This is a genomic window from Paenibacillus sp. RC334 (genome assembly GCF_030034735.1).
Lineage (GTDB): Bacteria > Bacillota > Bacilli > Paenibacillales > Paenibacillaceae > Paenibacillus > Paenibacillus terrae_A.
The window spans coordinates 3493046-3517002 of sequence record NZ_CP125370.1 but is presented as its reverse complement, the minus strand read 5'-3'; the positions used below and the strand labels follow the sequence as shown (position 1 = coordinate 3517002).

Below are 23957 nucleotides of genomic sequence, written 5' to 3'. Positions count from 1 at the left end.
TTGACAAAAGTATCTATTCGGCTTACCATCAGGGATAGAAAGGAGAGGAATGCCATGAATTGGCTCGGATCCTTACAACAGCTTGGTCGTGCTGTCATGCTCCCGACGATGGTGTTACCGGCTGCTGCTATATTACTAAGTCTCGGTAGCCTTCCCTGGTTCACTTGGGGATTTCCAATGGTGTCTGATATGGCTAATGCGGCAGGGAACGGTATTTTTTATTTTTTGCCGTATTTGTTTGCGGTTGGTGTAGCACTCGGCATGTCAAATCAGGCAGGTCAGGCGGGATTGGCGGCATTGGCTGGTATGGCAATATATGATCAGGTCACATTGAGATTTGGAAACGGACTCATTCATCCGGCGACGCTCATTGGCATCATTTTAGGTGTCATTTCAGGGGTGGCGTATAACCGCTTCAAAAGCATTAAGCTGCCCGAGGTACTCCAATTTTTTGGAGGGACTCGATTTGTTTTACTGCTAATTGGCTTGTTCTCCGCCGTGTTCGCAGGACTGATGCTGATTGTGGCTCCACTCATTCAGAGAGGATTGCAGTTTATAGCAGGTCTGGAATTGAGCTTGGGCGGCTTCGGATTGTTTATTTATGGTATTTTGTATCGGGTGCTGGCGGCTTTTGGCCTCCATCATCTGCTTAATAATATATTCTGGTTTCAACTGGGTACATATAAAACACCGTCAGGCAACATAGTGCAGGGAGACTTACCCCGATTTTTTGCTGGCGATCCGACGGCGGGCTATTTTATGTCAGGGTTGTTTCCAATCATGATGTTTGCGATTCCAGCCATTGCGCTGGCGATTATTCAGGAAGCACGTGAAGACTTGAAGCCAAAGGTGCAAAAGACATTTTTGACTGCTGCCCTGGTCTGTTTTTTTACCGGTGTATCGGAACAAATCGAGTTTGCCTTTTTGTTTGCTGCTCCTTATTTGTTCCTTGTTCATGCAGTCATGTCCGGTCTGGCTATGTGGCTTACCTTTGAACTGGATATTCATCACGGTTTTTCATATTCAGCGGGTTTTATAGATTACGTACTCAATTTCCATCTGTCACATAATGCCTGGTTGTTGATTCCGTTAGGTGTGGCGTATGGGCTGGTGTATTATGTGCTATTCCGCTGGGCGATTCGGAGGTTCCGTATTCCCACTCCAGGTCGCGAGGAAGGTTCAGTTCTGGAGGATTGGGCAGGCAATATTCCCTACAGCGCTCCGCTCATTTTGGAGGCGCTCGGCGGGAAGGAAAATATTGTTCGGGTGGAAGCCTGTATTACACGGTTGCGCCTCACCGTCCACAATGACCGGCTGATTGATACTGGAGCGATAAAAGCCTTGGGCTCGGCTGGACTCATCAACCTGGGAGGGGGCAACTTGCAGGTTGTGTTCGGGACGTATTCGGAGCTGATTCGTGAGGAAATCGCGAAGCTTATGGATCGTGATCTTCCTCAAGTGTTGTTCAACGCTCCTGTGCATGGAAAAATGCTGCCGATTCACGAGGTGCCGGACAAAATTTTTGCGACGAAGCTGGTCGGAGACGGAGTTGCTTTTGTTCCCGAACGAGGTGAACTTGTGTCTCCGGTGTATGGTACGGTTATGCATTTGTATCCGACCATGCACGCTTTGGGCATTTCTACACGAGAGGGACTTGAGGTTCTGCTTCATATAGGGATTGATACTTCACAGCTAAAAGGGAATTTTACTGCTATGGTAGAAGCAGGCGATACGGTGGAACCGGGACAATTGCTGATCAAATTTGATTTGCAGGCGCTGCGGGAACAAGCTCCATCTTTAGTGACCCCTATGGTCATTACGAATCCGGATCGCGTGAAGTCATGGAGCTTTGCTCCGTTTAAAACAGTGAAAAAAGGTCAGACCTCGGTAATGTCCGTTGTGCTGCATGACAGGAATGTTGGAGGGGTAGAGACATGATAGAAGGCATCGGCGCCGCAGCAGGTGTGGCAATCGGGAAGGCTTTTGTCCTGCCGAGCTGGGAGTGGGATTTACCTGAGCAGAAAATGGATGCGGTGGATCTCGCAAAGGAATTCGAGCGGCTGTATGAAGGGATACGCACATCCAAAAGTGAAATCCAGTTTATTAAGGATGAGTTTCGGGAAATGGTGGGACCGGAAGAATCCAGCATTTTTGATGCGCATCTGGCTATATTGGAGGACCCTGAATTCATGAACGAAGTTCGTGGAATCATCGAGCGTCAATATAAAGCAGCCGAGGTGGCTGTTAAGGAAGCAATTGACCATTTTGTGACGATGTTTGATCTGCTGGATGATGAATATATGAAGGAGCGGGCGATCGACATCAAGGATGTGGGGAATCGGTTGCTCAAGCATTTGCTGGGTGCGCCGGAAGTAACTCTTCCGAAGGACACACAGCCTTACATTCTGGTAGCCAAGGAGCTTTCTCCATCTCAATCGGCCCACTTGAATCCAAGCTATGTATTAGGAATTGTAACTATGAATGGGGGCAAAACATCGCATTCCGCGATCATGGCCCGTGCGATGGGCATTCCGCTTGTTTCGGGACTGGAGAGCAATCTCAATTTGCCTGTCCAGACTGGGGATATGATGGTTGTCGACGGAGACTTGGGTAAGGTTTATGTGAAGCCGGAGAAATCCATTATTGATCATTATACGGCATTACGTGATGAGCAGCTCCGCAGAAAAGAACAGCTTCAGGTGCTCGCTTCCGTGGAAGCCGTGACCAAGGATGGAACTGAACTGAGGCTGGCAGCGAATATCAGTTCTGTCAAGGAACTGGAGGCGGCATTGAAGCATGGGGCGCAGGGTGTTGGACTGTTCCGCACGGAATTTTTATATATGGATCGAAACTCTGCACCGGATGAAGATGAGCAGTATGAAGTGTATCGGCTGGTAGCAGAAAAGGCAGGAAACCACTCCGTTGTTATCCGTACATTGGATATCGGCGGGGATAAACCGCTGGACTATCTTCAACTGCCGGTGGAAGAAAACCCGTTTCTCGGCTATCGCGCTATACGCATCAGTCTCGATTGGAAGGAATTATTCAAGACACAACTGACAGCTATTTTACGTGCCAGTGCGGCAGGGAATATCAAGGTCATGTATCCGATGATCTCATCGGTGGAGGAGATCCGCCAGGCGGATGCAATCTTGAAGGAAGCTATGGCGGATTTGGATGCGAGAGGGGTTGCCTACAATCCACATATCCAGCAAGGGATTATGATCGAGGTGCCAGCGGCAGCAATGATTGCCGATCTACTCGCTGCTGAAACAGATTTTTTCAGTATAGGCACGAATGATCTGGTACAGTATGTGCTGGCCGTAGACCGTATGAACGAGCAGATTGCCCATATGTACCATCCATACCATCCGGCTGTGCTGCGGATGCTGCGTATGACGGCACAGGCGGCTCATCAAGCGGGAATTGATGTGAGTGTGTGCGGTGAAATGGCAGGGGATGAACGCTCCATTCCCTTGTGGCTGGAGTTGGGAATACACCAGCTAAGCATGTCTCCCCAGTCCTTGCTGCGAGTTAAGCATCGTGTGCTGAACACGTCCGCAGCTGAGGCAACACTGGTTGCCCAGGCGTGCTTCAGCATGTCTACCGGCGCGGCGATCGAAGACAAGCTGACCGCAGTTAGTGTCAGTTGTATTTCAGTCGGGCCTGGACGGCAGTAATCATGCAATGGCTGTGTAGCTTGTTTTGGAATAAAAAAACACCTTCAAAACCATGGATAACGTGGTGATTTTGAAGGTGTTTTTGCTCATTATATTGGACTGCCTTATTTCTTTGCGTTGTTTGCCAACAGATCGCAGAACGCTTTTCCATATGGCGGAAGGTCAGGCGGGCGGCGGGCAGATATGATATGTCCGTCTGTCACGACAGCTTCGTCCTTCCAGATGGCTCCTGCGTTTTCCATATCATCACGAATGCCCGGTGTGGATGTTACGGTGACACCGTCCAAAATTTTGGCGGAGATCAGCACCCAGCCTGCGTGGCAGATCTGCCCGATGGGTTTGTGGGCGGCGTGAAACTCCTGTACAAGTTGAATCACCTTGGGATAGCGGCGCAGTTTATCCGGCGCCCAGCCTCCGGGGACAAGAATCCCGTCATAATCGCGGCTGTTCAATTCCTCAAAGGCATATTCCGCTTCAGCAGGTACGCCATATTTTCCAAAATATTTTTTACCCTTTTCAGCACCGGCCAAATGCACTTCTGCGCCTTCTTCACGGACGCGGTACACGGGGTACCATAGCTCCAGATCCTCGAATTCCTCATCTACCAGGGCGATAACCTTTTTTCCGGCAAGTCTCGACATCTAACCATCCTTTCGTGCGTCACTTGATGACACGCTGTTTTATATCTGCACCTATACATCTTAAGAAAAAGAGCGCCGGAAGTCCATTCCTCTGCACATTCTCATAAATTGACTAGCTCTTTTAATACTAGCATCACCATTCTGAAACCCACTAAACCTTTGGTAATTTGTTCATAGCTGCAATCTGTGGAAGGATTTGAGGTCCCAAAGTCGAAATAAAAAAGAGTGTGAAAAATTTTATAGAGTTAACAAATCTTTTATAGACTAGTAGATAGATATATCTGGATTCTGATGAAATCCTCATATAGCTTGATCCTACGTAATGAGGTGGTTAAATGCATAAGCAATGCCAATGCGGTAAACCGATGGGGCTGGAGTTGAGAAAGGTAGTTTATGCGGGCAAGGTTGAAATTTTACATGTTCCCGTATTTTCATGCCCTTCATGCTTCTCCAGTGAGGTTTTGCAGCATGTAACGAAGGACATCAAGGAGCTATTGCAAAATTTGGGAAGCAAGCCTACGGCTCGGCGCATTTCCTTTGCCCGTAACAACGAGCTGGCTGAAATTATTCGCAGGCTGGTGCTGGAGGAAGCGGACAATCCTAATGTGGACTGGCAATCCTCTTTGGAGGAGCGAATGGAGCTTCGAATCAATCTGCTGCTGGACCTTTATCGTTATGCGAGAAGTCTGGGAGATGAGGATTGGATGAACGATGTACAGAAAAGATTGGGGCAATTATCCGGTTTTACCAGTGAATCGGTGTTTATGAATACAAAAAACTAAAAAAAATGAAAATTTTCATGGTCACCATTGGATTTTACATGTTCTTTTTGTTAGGATGTGAATAGGACATACGACAATACGAGGAAAGGAATGTATATCCAATGGCGACGATGACAAAGATGACTACTGTTCAACAATTAAATGCGGCGCTGGAAGCGTCATCAGACAAGGCATTGCTTCTTTTTAAACATAGCACGCGCTGTCCGATTAGCTCTGGCGCACATCAGGAACTGGAGTCCTATTTGCAAGGCACTCCCAACGAAAATATTGAATACGGTATCATTTATGTAGTAGAAGACCGGCCGGTGTCCAATGAGGCTGCGAACAAGCTCCAACTGCAGCATGAATCACCGCAGGCCATTTTGATCAAGGGCGGAGAGGCTGTCTGGCATACATCCCATTCGAATATCACTGCGCGTGCGCTTCACGATCATTTGGTATAGATAGAATGAGCGCTGTCGTTGCATAAAGTAGTATTTTGTCGTATCATAGTTCTAATTAGTTGTTCTTGGATTCGGTTGAAAATTTATTGGCAATGGAGAGAAGGAATTTGACGGTAACGATCTATGATGTAGCTCGCGAAGCTGGTGTCTCAATGGCGACAGTGTCCCGTGTAGTTAACAATAATCCTAACGTAAAACCTCAGACACGCAAGAAGGTATATGAAGCGATTGAGCAATTGGGATATCGGCCTAATGCGGTGGCTAGAGGTCTGGCCAGCAAGAAGACAACAACCGTCGGCGTGGTTATCCCTGATATATCAAACTCAATTTTCGCAGAGATTGCGCGGGGCATTGAGGATATTGCGAATATGTATCACTATAACATTATTTTGTGTAATGCCGATAAGAGGAAAGAAAAAGAGATTCGTGTCATCAATACGCTGCTCGAAAAACAGGTTGATGGACTTCTGTTCATGGGTGGCACAGTAACGGACGAGCATATTCAGGCTTTTCATACGGCTGCGGTTCCTATCGTTCTGTGCGCAACGAGTGATGAGAAAGGCAGCTACCCTTCGGTTGATATTGACCATGAAGCCGCTGCTTTTGATGCAGTGAATACATTGATCCGCCACGGGCACCGTCAAATCGCGATGATTAGTGGTACTCTTCAGGACCCTGCGAACGGCTATGCACGTTTCCAAGGCTACAAGAGAGCGCTGGAAGCAGCAGGAATGGAGTATCAGGAAGATCTCGTGCGAATCGGGAACTATCGTTATGAGTCCGGTGTGGAGGCAATGAAGTATTTCCTGGGCCTCAAGAAGAAGCCAAGCGCGATTTTTGCGGCTACGGATGAAATGGCAATTGGTGCGATTCATAGCATTCAGGATGAAGGCTTGAAAGTACCGGACGATTTCTCTGTCATCAGTGTGGACAATATCCGTATGGCTTCCATGGTTCGTCCGCAGCTTACGACAGTAGCGCAACCGATGTACGATTTGGGTGCAGTAGCGATGCGTTTGCTGACCAAGCTGATGAAGAAGGAAAATGTGGAAAATCCCCGCGTTATTTTGCCGCATGAAACGATTTTGCGGTTGTCGGTTAATTATTTAGACTAGACAAATTTGTTAACAGGATAGACCTTCGATGAAAGCTCCTTTTATGGAGCTTTTTTCGTGAATACATAGTCCATAATGCACATCATTAAACAAAGAATAGAGGGATTTGAGATGAGCCGAATTTATGGATTAATTGGTGCCATGGATGAAGAAATTGAGCTGCTGCTTGCTGCAATGACTGAAGCTAGTAAGTCGGTCAAGGCTGGAATCACCTATACAAAGGGAGTCATTCACGGTCAACAGGTTGTCGTATGCAAGTCCGGTGTAGGTAAGGTCAATGCTGCGGTAACGACACAAATCCTTATCGATAGCTTTGGAGCGGAACAAATCATATTTACAGGAGTGGCAGGGGCGGTGCATCCGGATTTAAATATTGGGGATATCGTGATCTCCTCGACGTGCATGCAGCATGATATGGATGTAACGCCTTTGGGTTACGCCAAAGGGGTCATTCCTTATCAGGATACCTCGGAGTTTGCGGCTGATCCTGATCTTGTTCGCCTGGCTGAGCAAGCCTGTCAATCCTTCGGCGATCGTTATATTATCGGCAAGGTGCTTTCCGGTGACCAGTTTATCGCCAGTCGTGAGCTGGTAGCTGCATTGCATCAGGAGATGGACGGTGCTTGTACCGAGATGGAGGGCGCAGCAGTGGCTCAGACAGCCCATATGAACGCTGTGCCTTACGTTGTCCTCCGCTCTATGTCTGATAAGGCAGACGGATCTGCCCATGTTAATTTTGGCGAATTTACAGTAGAATCTTCCCATCGTTCGCATCGGATTGTGGAGTATATGCTGAAGTATTTGGCTTAAATGGCTAGTAGTGTAACATTTAATACATGAACCTTCTCACAAACCGGATACGATCAAACTGTTCCCGTGATGTGAGGGGGACATCCTCTCCCATTCGGACCATTAGGCAATTCGCCGGGTGAGAGCATATTTCAGGATCATCCGTTGCGTACCAGATCATATCCACGGTTTTCATCAGACGTTCCATCATGCGGCGGTATTCCCATACAGAGAGACCGCTGCCTTTTAAATCCCAATGCCAATAGTACTCAGTCGTAAAAATGATATAGGATTCCAGTTGTCCGTCCTCAAAGGCGACACGGATCATTTGGCTTCCCAGACCCAGTCCGCGATATTCGTCGGCTACCTCAATCGCTCCAAGCTCCAGCAGGTCCTTCATTCCGGCTTCCGACCAGCGTTCCATCTCATCCGGATAGTGAAAAGTCACGTATCCGAGAATGGTTTCCCCATCATGTGCGATGATAATCCTGCCTTCCGGCAGTCCCGAAATATCCATCAGCGCGTCGAATTGCTCCTTCGGCTTGCGAAAGGCGTCCAGTTGTGGATGCATTTGAAATGAACGCAGTTGATCAGCGGATACGGGGCCTTCTACGTAAATCTTTTGCCCGTTATAACTCAGCGTGTCCAAATGGTGCAGTTTTAAATGCTGCATACATGCGCCTCCTTCTTTACCGTGACCTAGCTCTCCATATCCCCTACTTATAGCAAAAAAACAAATAAATGAAAAGGATGGTCGTCACATCCTCACCTATGATATACTGTTTTAGACATAAATTGTTCACAATTAGTCGCTTTTATCAGATGTTAAACAAAGGAATTGACATGCTTGTATTGAATTTGTAAGCGTTATCTTGTTCTGTATTATTCTCATTATATCGTGAGGAGGCTGAACGCATGAAGATTGAAGAACTCCAGGCTGTAGTTCCCACATCCAACATGGGCCCGTATGAACAAGCTTACAACCGCTTTCAGTGGGAAGATGCAGAGCGTCATTTTACGTGGTATGAATCAGGCAAGGTGAACATGGCGCATGAAGCGATTGACCGGCATGTAGAGGAAGGGAGAGGCAGCAAAACGGCGTTGTTGTATTGTGACGCGAACCGCCATGAAGCCTACACCTTTTCTCAGTTGCGTGCCAGCTCCAACAGGTTTGGTAATGTGCTGCGTAAATACGGAATTGGCAAAGGGGAGCGGGTATTTATATTTATGCCGCGTTCACCTGAGCTGGTCATTAGTCTGCTTGGCATTTTGAAGGTAGGAGCAGTCGTCGGACCTTTATTTGAGGCATTTATGGAAACGGCGGTCAAGGATCGGCTGGAGGATAGCGGGGCGGTGGCGCTGGTGACCACGCCTGGACTTCTCTCGCGCGTACAGCGTGAGGAACTTCCGGAGCTGCGGCATATTTTTGTGGTTGGCGACGTGGACGAACGGGAACAAGGGATTATTGATTTTGAAACGGAAATGCTTGCGTCCTCCGAGGAACTTGAACCGGAATGGCTGAGTCGTGAGGATGGGTTGATTATTCATTACACGTCAGGCTCAACGGGCAAGCCTAAAGGCGTGTATCATGTGCAAAACGCGATGATCCAGCACTATTATACCGGAAAAATGGTGCTGGATCTGCGTGAAGATGATGTGTATTGGTGTACAGCCGATCCCGGTTGGGTTACCGGAACGTCATATGGCATTTTTGCCCCATGGCTGAATGGAGTAACAAATGTTATTCGTGGCGGTCGTTTTAGCCCCGAGGACTGGTATCGAACCATTGAGCGTTACGAGGTGACCGTATGGTATAGCGCTCCTACGGCGTTTCGGATGCTCATGAGCGCAGGGGAGGATATCGTTGACAAATATGATCTCGGAAGCCTGCGGCATGTGCTGTCCGTCGGAGAGCCGCTGAATCCCGAGGTGGTGCGCTGGGGCTGGCAGGTATATAAGCAGCGTATTCATGATACCTGGTGGATGACGGAAACGGGTGGCCAAATGATCTGTAATTACCCTGAGCTGCCGATTAAGCCCGGCTCGATGGGAAAGCCATTGCCTGGCATTCAGGCCGCTATTCTGGACGACAGGGGGCAAGTGCTTCCGCCTAACCGAATGGGGCATTTGGCGATTCGTACGCCGTGGCCGTCTATGATGAACCGTATATGGAACAACCCGAACAAATTTCAGGAGTATTTCCGTTTTTCCGACTGGTATGTGTCTGGTGATTCTGCTTATATGGATGAGGACGGATACTTCTGGTTTCAGGGACGAATTGATGATGTCATTAATTCGTCCGGGGAGCGAATTGGTCCTTTTGAGGTCGAGAGCAAGCTTCTGGAGCATCCCGCTGTAGCGGAGGCTGGAGTGATCGGAAAGCCGGATACTGTGCGGGGAGAGATCATTAAAGCTTTTATCGCACTCCGTGAAGGCTACACCCCCTCTGAAGCTTTGCAGCAGGATATTTATCGCTTTGTCAAAGAAGGGCTGTCTGCCCATGCTGCACCACGTGAAATTGAGTTTAAGGAAAAGCTGCCCAAAACCCGTTCCGGTAAAATTATGAGACGTGTACTGAAAGCTTGGGAGCTTAATCTTCCTACAGGAGATTTGTCTACCATAGAGGATTGAAATGCTTTTTAAGAAAGATACAAAAAAGGGAGTCTCCAAAGCCGTGATGGCTAAGGAACTCCCTTTTTGTTGGTTCTGATAAAGTGGGTTTTTACCAAATATCAGTATTTGTTGCTGTTGTGAGCTTTTATGGACGAACGGCTCCGGAAGGAGCTGATTCCCCCAAGGCATTCATGGAAGTGATGCGGAACCAACCCTTCGGTTTGCTGCCCGCTTTATATTGAAAGCTGGTGGATGCGGTGGAGCCGATGTTTGTAAAAGGCTCCGCACCGCTTTCACTGTAGTACACGTTATAGCCTGTAATCGCATCCGCAGGCTTTCCTGCACTCCATTGGAGCGCTACGGCTGAGCCTGCTGCTTTCGCTTGAGGCTGCCCAGGAGCGGTAGGAATCTCCGTAGGCTGCGCACTTGGTCCATCTCCTTCACTCGGTACAACTGGATTCTCGGGATCAACAGGTGGTGCTACAGGCGCTGCACTTGCTTGGGAGCTTGGCCCTGACTCATGTCCGCCTACATCAACGGCGGTTACGTAGTAGCTGGAGCTGCCACCACCCGGGCTGTCAGAGAACACTTTGGAGCCGTCAGCCATGACGACTTTGCCAAGCCGTTGGAAGCTGCCCCCATCTGTAGAACGATATAGACGGTATCCTACGACATCGCTGTTTCCGCTTGGGCTAAAGCTGATCATAGCTTTGCCGTCACTATAGCTTACGCTAACGTTAGACGGAGCACTAGGATCGGCTCCATCGTCTTTGCGCGGATCAATCTGGGTAGGAGCCGCCTTATCTGCATCCTGAGGCAGATAGTAGGACAACGAATTATGTCGTCTCATCACGGTAAAGGCTTGCTGGAGCTCTTTAATCAGCTCTGAAATCGGTTTTTCCCGTTTGCTAACGGTCCGCTCGTTCAACATATCATCCGGTGTGCCGTCCCGTGGAATGTAATTGACACCTTGATAGGTAATATATTTGGCACGAGTGACACCATTTTCACTGTTTTTGGGTGGATACTTACTGTTGTAAATATCCGAACCGTATGCGGATGCTGTTCTTGTTACAATACCGTCTGGTCGCTTGAAGCTGTCGGTTCGGAACAGATCCGGATCCTTTGCGGTCACTTCATTCATGATTTGCGCCCACAGGCGGCGTGCCCGCTCTTTTTGTGCTTTCGTTTCAAGCTTATTGACAGGTTGCTTGTAACCAACCCATACACCCAGTGTGACGTCAGGCGTAAAGCCCTCGAACCATACATCGGTATAAGATTGTGTAGTACCTGTTTTACCAGCAATCGGAATCTTGCCAGCTTGATTGAAATTACGCTTCACCAGTCTGCCTGTACCTTCCGACACAGCTGTACGCAGCATATCCGTCATCAGATAGGCGGTTTGTGGTGTAAAGGCTTGTACGGGATTAGGCTGATGCTTATAAACGATATTCCCTTGCGAGTCCACAATCTTTTCGATCATGTAGGCGTCATTAAATACACCGCCGTTTGGAATCGCACCATAAGCATTCGTCAGTTCCTCGACTGTGACCCCATGGGCCAAACCGCCGAGTACACCCGTCTGGGCGTTGTTATCGCTTGGTTCCAAGGTGGTAATGCCTAGCTTCTTGGCAAAATCCCAAGCTTTGCTGATACCTACCTTTTCGTTAAACAGCTTGAGTGCTATCGTATTTAGTGACTGATTCAACGCATAACGGGCCGTAACCAGCCCCTGATAGCGGTTATTGGCGTTTTTCGGGATGTGATACCCATTGCTGCCATCCTTCAAAATAATAGGTGCATCATCCACGATGCTGCCAGGCTGCACGAGACCGCTGTCCAATGCAGGGAGATAGGCGGCAATCGGCTTCATAGCCGATCCCGGCTGGCGTACCATCTGGGTAGCATAATTCATCTGTTCTTTTTGGAAATCCCGGCCTTCCATCATACCGAGAATCGCGCCTGTTTTGTGCTGGATAAGAATGGCGGCCGCTTGCTCGTCACCCTTGGTTTTACTTGTGGAAGAGAAATTATCCTTGTTTTCTGCAATTTGGCGCATCGACTTGTAGATACTTTTATCAATAGTGGTGTATACCATATAACCACCTGTTCGAAGCTGTTGTTCAGCTTCTTTGAGCAAGTCGTTATCATCCTTGGTTTTGGCATCTGCACTGGCATTGGCCGCTTGACCCGGATTTGTGACTGACATAAGTGCCTGTGCCGCTTGCCGTTCCGTTTCCATCATAAGATACGGATACGTGTTGTAGGCTTTAACAGTGCGTGGAGCGAGCGACTTTTTGATATCAAAAGCCATCGCCTCATCATACTGTGCCTGATTGATTTTGTTCTCCTCTAGCATCCTGCTAAGTACCAGGTGCTGGCGGTTGATCGCCCTTTTAAAGCCGGACTCGTTAAATTCACCCTTACCGTTGTAAGCGGAATAAGAGGAAGGAAGCTGTGGCAGACCTGCCAGATAGGCGGCTTGAGCCACATTCAGCTTATTCAGATCATTCTCATTAAAAATACCTTTGGCCGCTGCTTTGATCCCAAAGACGTTATAACCGCTTGATCCGTTACCAAAAGGTACTTTATTGAGATAGGCCGTAATAATTTGCTGCTTGCTCAGGAAGCGCTCAAGGCGCAGAGAGAGCAAAATTTCCTTGACCTTGCGGTCATCCGTGCGATCCAGATTCAGAAAGACACGACGGGCGAGCTGCTGGGTTAGGGTGCTTCCCCCGGTTTGTACGGATTCATGCAGCGCTTTTTGTTTTATAGCCCGCAGCGTTCCCGACAGATCGACACCTTTATGCTCGTAAAAATGGTTATCTTCAATGGCAATGACTGCGTTAATAACGAGTTGCGGAATCTCCTTAAACGTGACAGGACGCCGATCTTCTTCTGTCCGGAGCTGTCCGATAGGGGAGCCATCATTGAAATAAGCGAAGCCTGTAATTGCGTTTTTGTCTACTTCCTGTTCAATCATGGATCTGGAGCGCACAGGCTCGCTTTTTACAATAGAGGCTACATAGCCGGCTGCGGCTCCTCCTGCAAACAGCGCTCCCATAAAACCGATGATGACGACCCACTTTATGACACGGCCGAGCCTTCGCATGTATGTCCGTAAGCGGGAAGGCTTTGGCTCTGACACATTGTTTTTTTCTTCAACCATTAAGTCTTCCTCCTTTATAACAGCCATTATTATAGCATAAAATTACAAAATGAACCCATATGCTAAAAAGCCTGTCTTTTGGTGTCGTTGACTCTATAAAAGTGGTGTGTTATAAATAAGTCAAAGTAAATATCGTGAAAAGCAGAGAAAGACTTCAGTAGAAGGTGGAATCACGTTGTGCAGAGAGCCGATGGGTGGTGCGAATCGGTAACGACCCTCCTTTGAATTACTGTCTGGAGCTGTCTGGATGAATGGTGTAGCTTTTGCAGATTTGTGAAGCTGACTATAGTAATCCAGTACCGGGTGTAGGCCCGTTATAGGAATGAAGTGAAAGAAACGCTTGTCTTTGGCATATGTTTCTTTAATTAGGGTGGTAACGCGAGCGGCTCCTTCTCGTCCCTTGGGATGAAAGGGGCTTTTTGGTCTGTTTAATATGTAATATTTTGGATAAAAACAGGAGGTATACAGGATGAAATGGGAAGAGTTGAAGCCTGAACAGCAGGTAGAGGTAGAACGTCAATTAAATGTGATTCAACGTGGTGTGGCAGAAATTGTACCGGAGGACGAGCTGAAGCGTAAGCTTATTAAATCGGTCGTTAGCGGTGAGCCGCTTCAAATTAAATTAGGACTTGACCCATCGGCGCCGGACATTCACATCGGGCATACGGTCGTTATGCATAAGCTACGCCAGTTTCAGGAGCTTGGTCATCAGGTACAACTTATCATCGGCGATTTTACGGGCAAGATTGGTGATCCGACAGGCAAATCGGAAACTCGTAAGCAGCTGACCGAGGAAGATGTCCAGCGCAATGCTCAGACGTATAAGGAGCAGATATTCAAAATTCTGGACCCCGAAAAAACAAAGGTATACTACAATTCCCATTGGTTGGCGCCCATGTCTTTTGCGGATGTGGTAACGCTGGCCGCTAAAGTAACTGTCGCACGTATGCTGGAACGGGATGACTTTACGAAAAGATACCAAAACGGCTTGCCGATCAGCATCCATGAATTTTTCTACCCGTTGATGCAAGGGATGGATTCCGTGGAACTCCGAAGCGACATTGAGTTGGGCGGTACAGATCAAAAGTTCAATTTGCTGATGGGCAGAACTCTGCAAAAGGAATACGGAGTGGAGCCACAGGCCACCATTACGTTGCCACTGCTTGAAGGGCTGGATGGCGTGCAGAAGATGAGCAAAAGTCTGGGCAATTACATTGGTGTCGATGAAGAGCCGAACGAAATCTATGGAAAATCCATGTCGGTTCCTGATGAACTGATGTTTAAATATTTTGAGCTGGCAACAGATTTGAACAATGAGGAACTGGCTGAGCTCGCGGAAGGTATTAAGAACGGTTCAGTGCATCCGCGTGACGCCAAAATGAAGCTGGCCGGAACGTTGGTACGCATGTACCACGGTAAGGAAGCGGAGGAAGCAGCGAAGCAGCATTTTGTGACTGTATTCCAGCAACGAGCACTGCCTGACGATATTGAAGAGTTCACTTTGACGGAGGATCATTTGGAAGATGGCGGCATCCGTGTCATCCAATTGCTGACTCAATTGGGCTTTGCGGCTTCTAACGGTGAAGCCAAACGCAGCATTCAGCAGGGCTCGGTCAAAATTAACGAAGAGAAATGGACCGATGTAAACGAAGCATACACGCCGCAGGAAGGCGATATTGTGCAGGTTGGTAAACGGAAGTTCGCCAAAATCAAGCTGGGTTGATTTTTATAGTTGGGAAATAAAAATGCTTTTAAAAGCAACGCTGAGACGATATTCATGTCTTAGCGTTGCTTTTTTACACATTCTATTTGAAGTGAAAAACCGTGGTAAACTTAGCACAAATGATCAAACAAGCTTGTGTAGGATTGTACATAATGGATTACGAAGTCTTATTAAATTCGCTTGGCGGATGAATGGTCAAACCACAACGAGTAAGGGGAAGGATCGTATGGACTACTTTAAAAGAATACAGTGTGCGATTGAGTTTATTGAAATGAATCTTCGGGAGGAGTTAGAAATTACTGAAATTGCTTCGCAAGCTTGCTTTTCAGCCTTTCATTTTCAGCGGCTTTTTCAGGCGATATCGGGCTTTACGGTTCAACAGTATATAAGGAAGAGAAGATTATCGGAGGCGGCTGTAGGGCTGAAACGGTCCCATCAAAACGTATTAGATATCGCTCTTGAATACCAGTACAGCTCGCAAGAAGCGTTTACACGTGCTTTTGAAAAAAGTTTTGGTGTCACCCCGGGGAGATACCGGAACCGTGATATAGATATTTCTCGACAACACAAGATCAATTTTCTGGATTATCAAAAGAACACCAAAGGAGATTTAGATGTTAATAAGCCGGTGATGCTGCAACTCGATACGATTAAGATTATAGGGCATGAATACAAAACAAACCTGAATCATGAGCAGCATTATAATGAGATTCCAGGATTTTATGATCACTTTGGAAAGAATGAGCATTTTATGCGCATTCCGAACAAAATTGCACCGGGGATGTCGTATGGTATTGCTTGCTATTTTCAAGATAATGGTGAATTTTCATTTGTGATTGGCGAGGAAGTTGAGGGAGAAGCGGAGGATTTGGCAAAGGGCTTTATCTATATGGAGATTCCAGCTGGAAGGTATGCCGAATTTAACGCTTCAGGTCCAAATGGCCGGGTTCAGGATGTAAGAAACTATATCTACGGCACATGGCTTCCCAACTCTAATTTTGAGCGTAGGGAAGGACCGGATTTTGAAATCACCGATGTGATGAATTCTTCCTTTCCCGATTTGGATATTAAGGTATATATACCGATCGAATAAAATGTTGCAAGCTTCACGCAACAGTAACACGAAAAAAAGCACCCGAACGAAGTTCGGGTGCTTTTCGGTGCTATCACAAGGATTAGCGGTTGTAGAATTCGACGATTTGTTTTTCGTCGATATCTTGGGACAATTCGCCACGCTCAGGCAAACGGATGTATTTGCCTTCCAGAGCTGCGTCATTGTACTCCAGGTAAGCTGCCAAGTGGTTGCGGTTTTCCAAAGCTTCTTTGATGGAAGACAGGGAACGACTTCTTTCACGTAGGCCGATCACGTCGCCCAAGCTTACTTGGTAAGAAGCGATGTCAACTTTTTTACCGTTCACAGTAACGTGACCGTGTGCTACCAATTGACGTGCGCCTGCACGGGAGTTAGCAAAGCCAAGACGGAACACGAGGTTGTCCAGGCGGCTTTCCAGCAAGAACATGAAGTTCTCACCAGCGATACCGTGCATGTGTTGAGCTTTGTTGAACAGAGTGCGGAATTGTTTTTCACCCAAGCCGTACATGTGACGCAGCTTTTGTTTTTCTTGAAGCTGCATACCGTAGTTGCTGATTTTTCTCCGTTGGTTTGCACCATGTTGTCCCGGAGGGAAAGGGCGTTTCAATTCTTTACCTGTGCCGCTCAGGGAAATTCCCAGACGACGGCTCAATTTAAATTTAGGACCAGTGTAACGTGCCATTATAGAGTTAACTCCTTCATAATTAAAATTTGAGTTGGGGCTCTCTTTGCGCTCCAATTTGTTCGGCGCTCCCTATCAAGGTGATGCGCACTACTGACAGAAAAGTTCAGCCGCTGTCCTGTCAGCAACAAATAAGATGAGGGTGACACAAACTGTTACGCCCAAAATTTAAGATCCGCACAGTAGATAATTCTGCCGTACAGTCTTTTTCATTAATATATACTATATGTAATAGTGGGTCAATGTCAAGAAGAGAAAAAGAATGAAAACGTCAAAATTTGTCGATAGGGCTTTAGAACTAAAAAAGTGGGACGAATTTCTGGAAAATGGATGCATATTTCTGTAGTTAAGAGTAAAATAGATCATATTATAAGCTATAGTGGTGTATAGCCGCTGTCTTGGTACAGCTAATTTTGCTGTGAAGGAGCGCCTTAATATGTCGGACTTTTCAACAACGGATCAGCAAACGCTTGACGGTAAAACAGCCCAGGCTAGCGATGCCCCGCTGTTTGATGATAAAGGATATACGTCTTTTGCCTGGCTCCAAAACATGGATATGACACCATTTGATTTCCCCTATATTAATCAGCTTCTTGTCCAAGGGTATCGAAACTGGTTGCAGCAGAGCAATGGCATATCGTGGGTTAATGAAGAACATACCGCCGTTTTTAATTTTACAGGTGTTCGGGTTGCAGGTAGGGAAGAGGATGATGACGAGGATTTGGAGCTGGTCGAACGTTGCTGTTTGTCCAGAGAAATGGAAATAAGCCAACGCAAACTTCGGGACGGAAGCCTTGCATTTGTGTACATGATTCCTGTATTTTGCCGCAATTATAAGGGTGAGACTTTTGCTGCTCTTCGTTTTACACTGCCTGCTCAACATTCTGTTCCTGAGCAGGATGCATTATTGGCGGCAGCTTTGCATTTTAGATCCTGCTTTTATACGAGATTTGAGTATATATTTATGGAAGACATCCTCGGGATGAAGAACCGGAGCGACCGCGAAGGCAGGCGACGCTCTATTTTATTTCAGATTGTAAAGCGGATGCATGACAAGATTGATGTTGAAGGCGTGCTGGACGAGGTATTTGGCAGCATAGCTTACTTGTTTCCTCATGTGGATATCACGTTATATATGAGCCAGGATCGACACAGTCGTAATCCACAGGTCAAACCTTTGTTGTTGCACGAGCGGGACGAGGATGTATGTGTACGTGCATTTATGAAAGGTCAAATGGCTGTAAATGAGCCTGGAGGCACAGAAGGAGAAATGACCGAAATTGGCATTCCTTTACGTGGCAAGCAAGGAGTATATGGTGTATTCCATATGATTCTTCCATCAGGTGTCGAAAGCATGAAGAAAGTGGATGTGGAGCTGATCGCCATGATGGCAGACACAGCCGGCACCGCATTTGAAAATGCAAAGCTGCTGGAGCAATCCAATGTGCTCATCCATGAGTTGCGCCTCATTAATGAACTCGTTCAGCGCTTGAATCAAAGCCTTAAACTGAATGAAATATTCGAGTTTGCTGTGCAGGAATTATTGAAAATGTTCTTGGCTGACTTTTGCTGTATTGTGCAACTCGATCAGGAGGAAAATTGCTTTAAGGTCACGTCAAGCAACGTAGAAAGTTCGAGGCTGCATAGTTACTCTGATGAGGACGGGTTTGCAGGGCTGATACGCAGAACAGGAGAGCCTCTCATCGTGTCGGATTACAGAAAGGAAGGGAAGATATCCTCCGATTTTATGGATATGACCGACTCCCTTTCTTTGATGGCGGTACCTATGAAGACCAGCGGCACGCCGAGAGGGGCTATTTTATTGTCTAGTAAGCTCCCTCACTTTTTTTCGTACGATAATTACAAAATGCTGCAAATGCTGGCGCCCCATATCGGTTTGGCTGTAACAAATGCCATGCTGCATGCTGAGGTACGGCGTCTGGCCAATATGGACATGTTAACGGGTTTGTATGTACGTCATTATGTGGACAAAGTAATTCAGAGGCATCAGGAGAAAGATTTTTGCGGATCTCTCATTCTGGTGGACATTGATCAGTTCAAACAGGTGAATGATACATACGGGCATCAGATAGGTGACCAAATATTGAAAAGCGTCAGCGATATTGTTCGTTCGGCGACTCGCAGTGTGGATGTATGTGCCAGATGGGGTGGCGAGGAACTGGCGATCTATTTGCCGCAGCTTGGGGTGCAGCAGGCGTTGGAATATGCGGAAAAAATCCGTTATCGCGTAGAACATGAGACCCAGCCACAGGTGACCGTCTCCTGCGGAATTGCCGAATGGAATTGGCTGGATGAGCAGATTAGTATTGAATCTTTATTTTACAGGGCAGATATGGCTCTGTATGAGGCGAAAAATGAAGGGCGCAACCGGATTGTTATTGATCATGTCAGTAATTCATAGAGAATGTTCCTAATGGAATATTCTCTTTTTTTTGCTGTGCATAACCTTTTGTAGACAGGAAACCCTAATCGTAGCTATAAAAATAACAAACTCAGACGTGTGGCGCATAAGCGGCACTAGAATGGATAAGTACAAGTAACGTAGTTTTCCTGAAGTGCGATTCCTTGTTTACTGGGTAGTGGTTATTTCAGGACATGATGGGCGGATGATTGGATGCGTTGGAGAAGAGAATGGGTTATGCTAGTTTGTATATTGCTCGTGATGTGCTCGTTGAGTGGATGTACACTGACAGAACAGCAAAATGCGCCGGAGCAGATTTTTAAAAGAGCAGTTGCAGGAATAGCGGGCAAAGAAATGTTAACGTTCAAAGGACAGGCTGGTGTCATAACCAAAAACGGTTTGCTGATGAACAAACAATTTGCATATCATGGGAAAGTGAGCAATCACGATGAACTGACCATGCATTGGGGTTCTGCGGCGGCTTTTAACAAACAGTCAAGCTATGCTGCATTCGAACAAGGCGTATCCGGGAATGGGGTAACAAAGGAGCGTTTTCTTCGTCTGGATGGAAAATGGATTGCGGTGACGCCTGATCGTATAGCTATGAATGGAGCAGGGATGTTAAATCGTTTTAATCCGATTCAGGAGCTGGAGGAACTGAATGCACTGAATAAGACTGTTCGTATGGAGGCCGGGGCAGCGAGGGGAACCTGGGTAGTGAGGATTGAGCCGGAGCCTGCTTCCGCAAAGCGATGGTTGAAAGAGCGTTTAATGAAAGAAATGAATGCCATAAATCCTCAACTCTTGCAAGCGAAAATGAAGTATGACGGGACGAATCGAGAGCTACAGCAAAAATTGAATCGAATATGGGCGCAGAGTCGCGAGGATATGAGTAGCCAATTAGAACATTCTGATGTGCAGGCTGTGTATCATCTGACGATAGAACGTCAAACAGGTCTGCCCCTGAAGTTGTCGTCGGAATGCCGAATTGCCCGGCAGGAGGCAATCGGAGAGGAGCATGAGGAAGCTCTGATTACCAGAGTTGCTTTTGAGGGCTACAAGTAACAGGGCGGGCATGATACAATGGATTTCGAATTAACCGTTGTTCAAAAAGAATGAAATAGAGAAGGAGAGACAACAAATGAAAGATCCCAGAATACTTAAACTGGCAGAAAATCTGGTAGGTTACTCTGTTGAGGTACAGCCGGGTGAGAACGTGTTAGTTGAAATGATCGGTACAGAACGTGACCTGCTTAACGCCATTATTCATGAGGTGGGCAAAAAAGGCGGCAACGTTTTCGTTCAACTTACTGATCGTAAGGTACAGAGCGCCATGCTTCGCCATGCGACAAAGGAAATGGTGCAAACCTGGGCTGAAATAGACCTTAATCGGATGAAACAAATGCATTGCTACATCGGGATTCGCGCTGGTGAAAATGTCAATGATCTGTCAGACGTGCCGGAAGATAAGATGAAATTGTATAATTCGATTTATCAGCATGCGGTACATAGCGAGCAGCGGGTGAAGCATACGAAATGGGTTGTATTGCGTTACCCGAATGACAGCATGGCGCAGTTAGCGAATACGAGCACAGAGGCGTTCGAGGATTTTTATTTCAATGTGTGCAATCTGGATTACGCGAAAATGGATAAGGCACAGGATGCGTTGGCAGACCTGATGAACCGGACGGACAAGGTGCGGATTAGCGGATCGGGCACGGATCTGAATTTCTCTATTAAGCAAATCGGTGCCATCAAATGCTCCGGTCAATGCAATATCCCGGATGGCGAAGTATATAGCGCACCCGTGCGAGATTCCGTTAACGGAACCATTAGCTATAATGCACAAACGTTGTACAATGGTATCACTTTTGAAAATGTAAAATTCCGCTTTGAGAATGGTAAAATTGTAGAAGCAACGAGTAATGATACAAAGCGGCTAAACGATATTTTGGATTCCGACGAGGGAGCACGCTATATTGGCGAGTTTGCGATTGGGTTCAATCCGTATATTTTGCATCCGATGAAGGATATTCTGTTTGATGAAAAAATTGCAGGCAGCTTGCATTTTACGCCGGGTCAGGCTTATGAAACAGCAGACAACGGCAACCGTTCTTCGATCCATTGGGATTTGGTCTTGATTCAGCGTCCGGAATATGGCGGCGGCGAAATTTATTTTGACGATGTTCTAATCCGCAAAGACGGCATATTTGTACTTCCTGAGCTGGAGCCGTTAAATCCTGAGAATTTAAAATAACGATATCTCTCCTTGCTGAGAAAGCGATTTCAATGTATTATAATGGATGAGTAATGATACATGATAATCCAGTAAAGCGAGGGATCTCTATGTCTAATAATAATGCGGCGGTTGTTGAAATTGCACAGACAGCGAGCAAGTTTACTTCTTCCATCGTCCTTCATTCCGAAAATAAGTATATTGATGTGAAAAGTATACTTGGCTTGTTTACGACATTGGTCAGCAGCCACAGCTATGAGCTGCATGTTCACGGACCTGACGCGGAGGAAGCCAAGAAAGCGATGACTGAAGTGTTCCAGAAGCACGGGCTACACATAACGGTAGCCTCCTGACTATATTCTTGGATCAAAAGCATCCCTACCTGTAACTGTAGGGATGCTTTTTTTGTCAGGTTCTTGTATTAGCCTGCAATTTGGTCTAATATTAACGTTAGGACGTCTTGTGCGACATTGAGACATAGGGGGGAAGAATCCATGACTTCATCTGATTTGCAGGAACAATTGAACATCAGGGCCATTAATCTGCTTCAGGACGATGCAGATAAAATAAAGAAGCTTATTGAAGTACAGATGGAGAATCTGGCAACCCGTTACTGCCCTCTCTATGAGGAAGTGCTGGATACTCAGATGTACGGATTTTCCAAGGAAGTGGATTTTGCGGTTCGCGCCGGCCTTCTTCCGGAAATGGTAGGTAAACAGCTGGTCAGTGAGCTGGAACGCAATCTGGCTATTCTATATGAGGCCATGAACAATAAGGCCAATTAGGAAGACGGTTTTAATTGATGAGAGCATGCGAGTCTGAGAGCATGCTTTTTTTGATGCCTTTACATATGCAATAGGAACGAGTCAACCTACCTTGAAAGGTGTCTACACCAGGAAGAATGATACGCCTAACAGAACATACACAACCAGCAGCATCAATCCCTCATACCAGTTGGTTGAGCCGTCTTGGGTAATAGACTTGGCGATAAATACAGCGACGGCAATGGCAACCAGCTCAATCGTGGTGAAAACGATATTCATCGTATTTCCCATGAAGTAGCTGACAAAAATCAGCACAGGTGCAACGAATAGCGCAATTTGCAGACTACTGCCGACTGCGATTTCGACAGATGCGCCGATTTTGTTTTTCATCGCCAGCAAAATGGCCGCGCTGTGCTCAGCCGCATTACCGATAATGGCAACGAGGAATGCACCCACGAACAATTCGCTGAGTCCGAACTGGGTCGTGAATACCTCCAGTGTTCCTACAAGCCATTCGCTGACAAAGGCGACCATAACGGTAGCGATTACCAGGTAAGTAATAGATTTGTTTCTGGACCACACAGGGGCGTGCTCATGCGGCAGTTCTTCGTCCTGTTGTTCAGTTACGTCAGATAAATAGTCTTTGTGTGTAATCATGGAAAAAATAAGCCACGCAATATAGGCCACAATCAGTGTGCCTGCCACAATGAGACTGAGCGTATCCGACTCACTTTCCGTAATGACATGTGTATTCAGAAATACAGCCGGAACAAACAGGGCAATGACCGCCACAATCATCAGTGAACCGCTTAAGCCAGCCAGTGATACATTAAAATTTTGTACTTTGTATTTCAACCCACCAGCGAACAGGCTTGCTCCAAGCACTAGCAGCAAATTGCCGATGATCGAGCCGGTCAGACTCGCCTTCACCATATCGTAAAGACCTTCTTTTACGAGAAAGATGGCAATGATCAGTTCGGCTGCGTTGCCGAAAGTGGCATTCAAAAATCCGCCCAGACGTTGGCCTGCATAATGTGCTACGCTTTCGGTGGCTCTGCCGAGAAACCCGGCTACGAACACGACAGAGATTGCGCAAATGACGAATTGAGCGATCGCGTTCCAATGTGCGTAATGAGCGACTGCGCTAAGGGCAAAGGTCGCTACCAGCAAGCTGGGAGATAACCATTTTTTCAATGTAGTGCACCTCGATATCAAAGGATATGTACAAGTTTGGTGAATGCTGTCACTTGTATGGATTTTCTAAATTAATATACCCAAATTGATATAGGTTGTAAACGAAAGTTATTTTTCATACGTAAGGTTTGCAATTGCAGTGGCTGAGGCTTTACAATACAAATAAAGGATGGATGAAGGGGGACATAGGTCATGGCAGAGCAAATTCAACAACTGGAAGCAGGAAACATCAAGATTTCCAACGATGTCGTAGGTAAAATTGCGGGGATGGCCGCACTGGAGACGCCCGGCATTGCTGCAATGTCAGGTGGCTTATCTGAAGGCTGGGCCAAAAGGCTGAGTGGTAAAAATGTGCAAAAAGGCGTATCAGTGGAGGTTGGACAGTTGGAAGCTGCCATTGATCTCCGTATTATTGTGCTCTACGAAACACCTATTCATGAGGTGTCCCGAATTCTTCAACAAAATGTGCGGGAAGCTGTCGAAAGCATGACAGGTCTGCGGGTTGTGGAAGTGAACGTAAAAGTAGAGGGTGTCGCTTTCAAGGACGACGCAGTGTAAATAAGACAAGGCGGGTACATCGACGTTTTCCGCCAGTTTTATACATGCAGGGA

At 46.8% G+C, this 23957-nt stretch carries 20 protein-coding genes and 1 other annotated feature; of the genes, 15 read left to right on the top strand and 5 right to left on the bottom strand.

All coding sequences use genetic code 11. The features are described 5' to 3' along the window. Positions 1-54: 54 nt before the first annotated feature. Both QMK20_RS16160 and ptsP read left to right on the top strand, forming a co-directional pair. Complete coding sequence (locus tag QMK20_RS16160) at positions 55-1938, top strand: glucose PTS transporter subunit IIA (protein WP_283652414.1); 1884 nt, start codon at positions 55-57, stop codon at positions 1936-1938. After that, a complete protein-coding gene (ptsP, locus tag QMK20_RS16155; RefSeq protein ID WP_283652413.1) occupies positions 1935-3680 on the top strand; it encodes a phosphoenolpyruvate--protein phosphotransferase in 1746 nt (581 codons plus the stop codon). The genes QMK20_RS16160 and ptsP overlap by 4 nt, the downstream gene beginning before the upstream one ends. 104 nt (positions 3681-3784) lie before the next feature. Here ptsP and QMK20_RS16150 read toward each other — a convergent pair whose 3' ends face one another. Further along, positions 3785-4321 carry a type 1 glutamine amidotransferase domain-containing protein gene (locus QMK20_RS16150; RefSeq protein WP_283652412.1) on the bottom strand — a complete coding sequence of 179 codons (537 nt, stop codon included), beginning with the start codon at positions 4319-4321 and terminating at the stop codon, positions 3785-3787. A 335-nt stretch (positions 4322-4656) separates the two neighbouring features. Between QMK20_RS16150 and QMK20_RS16145 the strand changes: the two genes are divergently transcribed. The 4 genes from QMK20_RS16145 (at position 4657) to QMK20_RS16130 (ending at position 7471) form a co-directional block, all read left to right on the top strand. Beyond that, a complete protein-coding gene (locus tag QMK20_RS16145; protein ID WP_283652411.1) occupies positions 4657-5103 on the top strand; it encodes a hypothetical protein in 447 nt (148 codons plus the stop codon). 101 nt (positions 5104-5204) lie between these two features. Next, positions 5205-5546 (top strand): bacillithiol system redox-active protein YtxJ, encoded by a 342-nt coding sequence (ytxJ, locus tag QMK20_RS16140; RefSeq protein ID WP_283652410.1) that lies wholly within the window; start codon positions 5205-5207, stop codon positions 5544-5546. 107 nt (positions 5547-5653) lie between these two features. Continuing rightward, positions 5654-6661, top strand: coding sequence for a catabolite control protein A (gene ccpA / locus QMK20_RS16135; protein WP_044648625.1), 1008 nt, complete (start codon positions 5654-5656; stop codon positions 6659-6661). A 111-nt stretch (positions 6662-6772) separates the two neighbouring features. Beyond that, a complete protein-coding gene (locus QMK20_RS16130) occupies positions 6773-7471 on the top strand; it encodes a 5'-methylthioadenosine/adenosylhomocysteine nucleosidase (RefSeq protein WP_283652409.1) in 699 nt (232 codons plus the stop codon). 19 nt (positions 7472-7490) lie between these two features. Here QMK20_RS16130 and QMK20_RS16125 read toward each other — a convergent pair whose 3' ends face one another. Continuing rightward, the gene (locus tag QMK20_RS16125; protein ID WP_283652408.1) at positions 7491-8123 is read right to left on the bottom strand and encodes a GNAT family N-acetyltransferase; all 633 of its coding nucleotides are present in this window, start codon (positions 8121-8123) and stop codon (positions 7491-7493) included. A 242-nt stretch (positions 8124-8365) separates the two neighbouring features. Between QMK20_RS16125 and acsA the strand changes: the two genes are divergently transcribed. Further along, on the top strand, positions 8366-10081 hold the full coding sequence (acsA, locus tag QMK20_RS16120; RefSeq protein WP_283652407.1) for an acetate--CoA ligase: 1716 nt from the start codon (positions 8366-8368) through the stop codon (positions 10079-10081). Positions 10082-10208: 127 nt separating this feature from the next. Here acsA and QMK20_RS16115 read toward each other — a convergent pair whose 3' ends face one another. Then, on the bottom strand, positions 10209-13232 hold the full coding sequence (locus QMK20_RS16115) for a transglycosylase domain-containing protein (RefSeq protein ID WP_283652406.1): 3024 nt from the start codon (positions 13230-13232) through the stop codon (positions 10209-10211). Between the two features lie 135 nt (positions 13233-13367). After that, positions 13368-13636, top strand: a binding site (T-box leader). A gap of 65 nt (positions 13637-13701) precedes the next feature. Here QMK20_RS16115 and tyrS point away from each other — a divergent pair. Then, a complete protein-coding gene (gene tyrS, locus QMK20_RS16110; RefSeq protein ID WP_283652405.1) occupies positions 13702-14955 on the top strand; it encodes a tyrosine--tRNA ligase in 1254 nt (417 codons plus the stop codon). 226 nt (positions 14956-15181) lie between these two features. Beyond that, on the top strand, positions 15182-16048 hold the full coding sequence (locus QMK20_RS16105) for an AraC family transcriptional regulator (RefSeq protein ID WP_283656293.1): 867 nt from the start codon (positions 15182-15184) through the stop codon (positions 16046-16048). 82 nt (positions 16049-16130) lie between these two features. On the opposite strand, the gene rpsD is transcribed toward QMK20_RS16105, so the two are convergent. Further along, positions 16131-16730 carry a 30S ribosomal protein S4 gene (gene rpsD / locus QMK20_RS16100; RefSeq protein WP_025684247.1) on the bottom strand — a complete coding sequence of 200 codons (600 nt, stop codon included), beginning with the start codon at positions 16728-16730 and terminating at the stop codon, positions 16131-16133. Positions 16731-17166: 436 nt separating this feature from the next. On the opposite strand from rpsD, the gene QMK20_RS16095 reads away from it, so the two are divergent. The 5 genes from QMK20_RS16095 (at position 17167) to QMK20_RS16075 (ending at position 22173) form a co-directional block, all read left to right on the top strand. Then, positions 17167-19152 (top strand): sensor domain-containing diguanylate cyclase, encoded by a 1986-nt coding sequence (locus tag QMK20_RS16095; RefSeq protein ID WP_283652404.1) that lies wholly within the window; start codon positions 17167-17169, stop codon positions 19150-19152. Between the two features lie 213 nt (positions 19153-19365). Continuing rightward, positions 19366-20217 carry a hypothetical protein gene (locus tag QMK20_RS16090; RefSeq protein ID WP_283652403.1) on the top strand — a complete coding sequence of 284 codons (852 nt, stop codon included), beginning with the start codon at positions 19366-19368 and terminating at the stop codon, positions 20215-20217. A 76-nt stretch (positions 20218-20293) separates the two neighbouring features. Continuing rightward, positions 20294-21409 (top strand): aminopeptidase, encoded by a 1116-nt coding sequence (locus QMK20_RS16085; protein ID WP_283652402.1) that lies wholly within the window; start codon positions 20294-20296, stop codon positions 21407-21409. Between the two features lie 89 nt (positions 21410-21498). Next, positions 21499-21741 carry an HPr family phosphocarrier protein gene (locus QMK20_RS16080; protein ID WP_044649319.1) on the top strand — a complete coding sequence of 81 codons (243 nt, stop codon included), beginning with the start codon at positions 21499-21501 and terminating at the stop codon, positions 21739-21741. Positions 21742-21882: 141 nt separating this feature from the next. Beyond that, entirely contained in the window at positions 21883-22173 is a 291-nt protein-coding gene (locus QMK20_RS16075) for an Fpa/YlaN family protein (RefSeq protein ID WP_014282319.1), read from the top strand. 102 nt (positions 22174-22275) lie between these two features. On the opposite strand, the gene cax is transcribed toward QMK20_RS16075, so the two are convergent. Further along, a complete protein-coding gene (cax, locus tag QMK20_RS16070; protein ID WP_283652401.1) occupies positions 22276-23346 on the bottom strand; it encodes a calcium/proton exchanger in 1071 nt (356 codons plus the stop codon). Positions 23347-23538: 192 nt separating this feature from the next. Here cax and QMK20_RS16065 point away from each other — a divergent pair, with 192 nt between their 5' ends. Next, on the top strand, positions 23539-23904 hold the full coding sequence (locus QMK20_RS16065; RefSeq protein WP_013310912.1) for an Asp23/Gls24 family envelope stress response protein: 366 nt from the start codon (positions 23539-23541) through the stop codon (positions 23902-23904). Positions 23905-23957: the final 53 nt, after the last annotated feature.

Excerpts from the sequence above, each read along its gene's own strand:
- QMK20_RS16130 (WP_283652409.1), top strand. The coding sequence starts at position 6,773 with ATGAGCCGAATTTATGGATTAATTGGTGCCATGGATGAAGAAATTGAG.
- QMK20_RS16065 (WP_013310912.1), top strand. The coding sequence starts at position 23,539 with ATGGCAGAGCAAATTCAACAACTGGAAGCAGGAAACATCAAGATTTCC.
- QMK20_RS16125 (WP_283652408.1), bottom strand. The coding sequence starts at position 8,123 with ATGCAGCATTTAAAACTGCACCATTTGGACACGCTGAGTTATAACGGG.
- QMK20_RS16090 (WP_283652403.1), top strand. The coding sequence starts at position 19,366 with ATGCGTTGGAGAAGAGAATGGGTTATGCTAGTTTGTATATTGCTCGTG.
- QMK20_RS16085 (WP_283652402.1), top strand. The coding sequence starts at position 20,294 with ATGAAAGATCCCAGAATACTTAAACTGGCAGAAAATCTGGTAGGTTAC.
- QMK20_RS16160 (WP_283652414.1), top strand. The coding sequence starts at position 55 with ATGAATTGGCTCGGATCCTTACAACAGCTTGGTCGTGCTGTCATGCTC.
- QMK20_RS16075 (WP_014282319.1), top strand. The coding sequence starts at position 21,883 with ATGACTTCATCTGATTTGCAGGAACAATTGAACATCAGGGCCATTAAT.
- QMK20_RS16080 (WP_044649319.1), top strand. The coding sequence starts at position 21,499 with ATGTCTAATAATAATGCGGCGGTTGTTGAAATTGCACAGACAGCGAGC.
- rpsD (WP_025684247.1), bottom strand. The coding sequence starts at position 16,730 with ATGGCACGTTACACTGGTCCTAAATTTAAATTGAGCCGTCGTCTGGGA.
- QMK20_RS16115 (WP_283652406.1), bottom strand. The coding sequence starts at position 13,232 with ATGGTTGAAGAAAAAAACAATGTGTCAGAGCCAAAGCCTTCCCGCTTA.
- QMK20_RS16105 (WP_283656293.1), top strand. The coding sequence starts at position 15,182 with ATGGACTACTTTAAAAGAATACAGTGTGCGATTGAGTTTATTGAAATG.
- ytxJ (WP_283652410.1), top strand. The coding sequence starts at position 5,205 with ATGGCGACGATGACAAAGATGACTACTGTTCAACAATTAAATGCGGCG.
- QMK20_RS16095 (WP_283652404.1), top strand. The coding sequence starts at position 17,167 with ATGTCGGACTTTTCAACAACGGATCAGCAAACGCTTGACGGTAAAACA.
- acsA (WP_283652407.1), top strand. The coding sequence starts at position 8,366 with ATGAAGATTGAAGAACTCCAGGCTGTAGTTCCCACATCCAACATGGGC.
- QMK20_RS16145 (WP_283652411.1), top strand. The coding sequence starts at position 4,657 with ATGCATAAGCAATGCCAATGCGGTAAACCGATGGGGCTGGAGTTGAGA.
- ptsP (WP_283652413.1), top strand. The coding sequence starts at position 1,935 with ATGATAGAAGGCATCGGCGCCGCAGCAGGTGTGGCAATCGGGAAGGCT.
- QMK20_RS16150 (WP_283652412.1), bottom strand. The coding sequence starts at position 4,321 with ATGTCGAGACTTGCCGGAAAAAAGGTTATCGCCCTGGTAGATGAGGAA.
- tyrS (WP_283652405.1), top strand. The coding sequence starts at position 13,702 with ATGAAATGGGAAGAGTTGAAGCCTGAACAGCAGGTAGAGGTAGAACGT.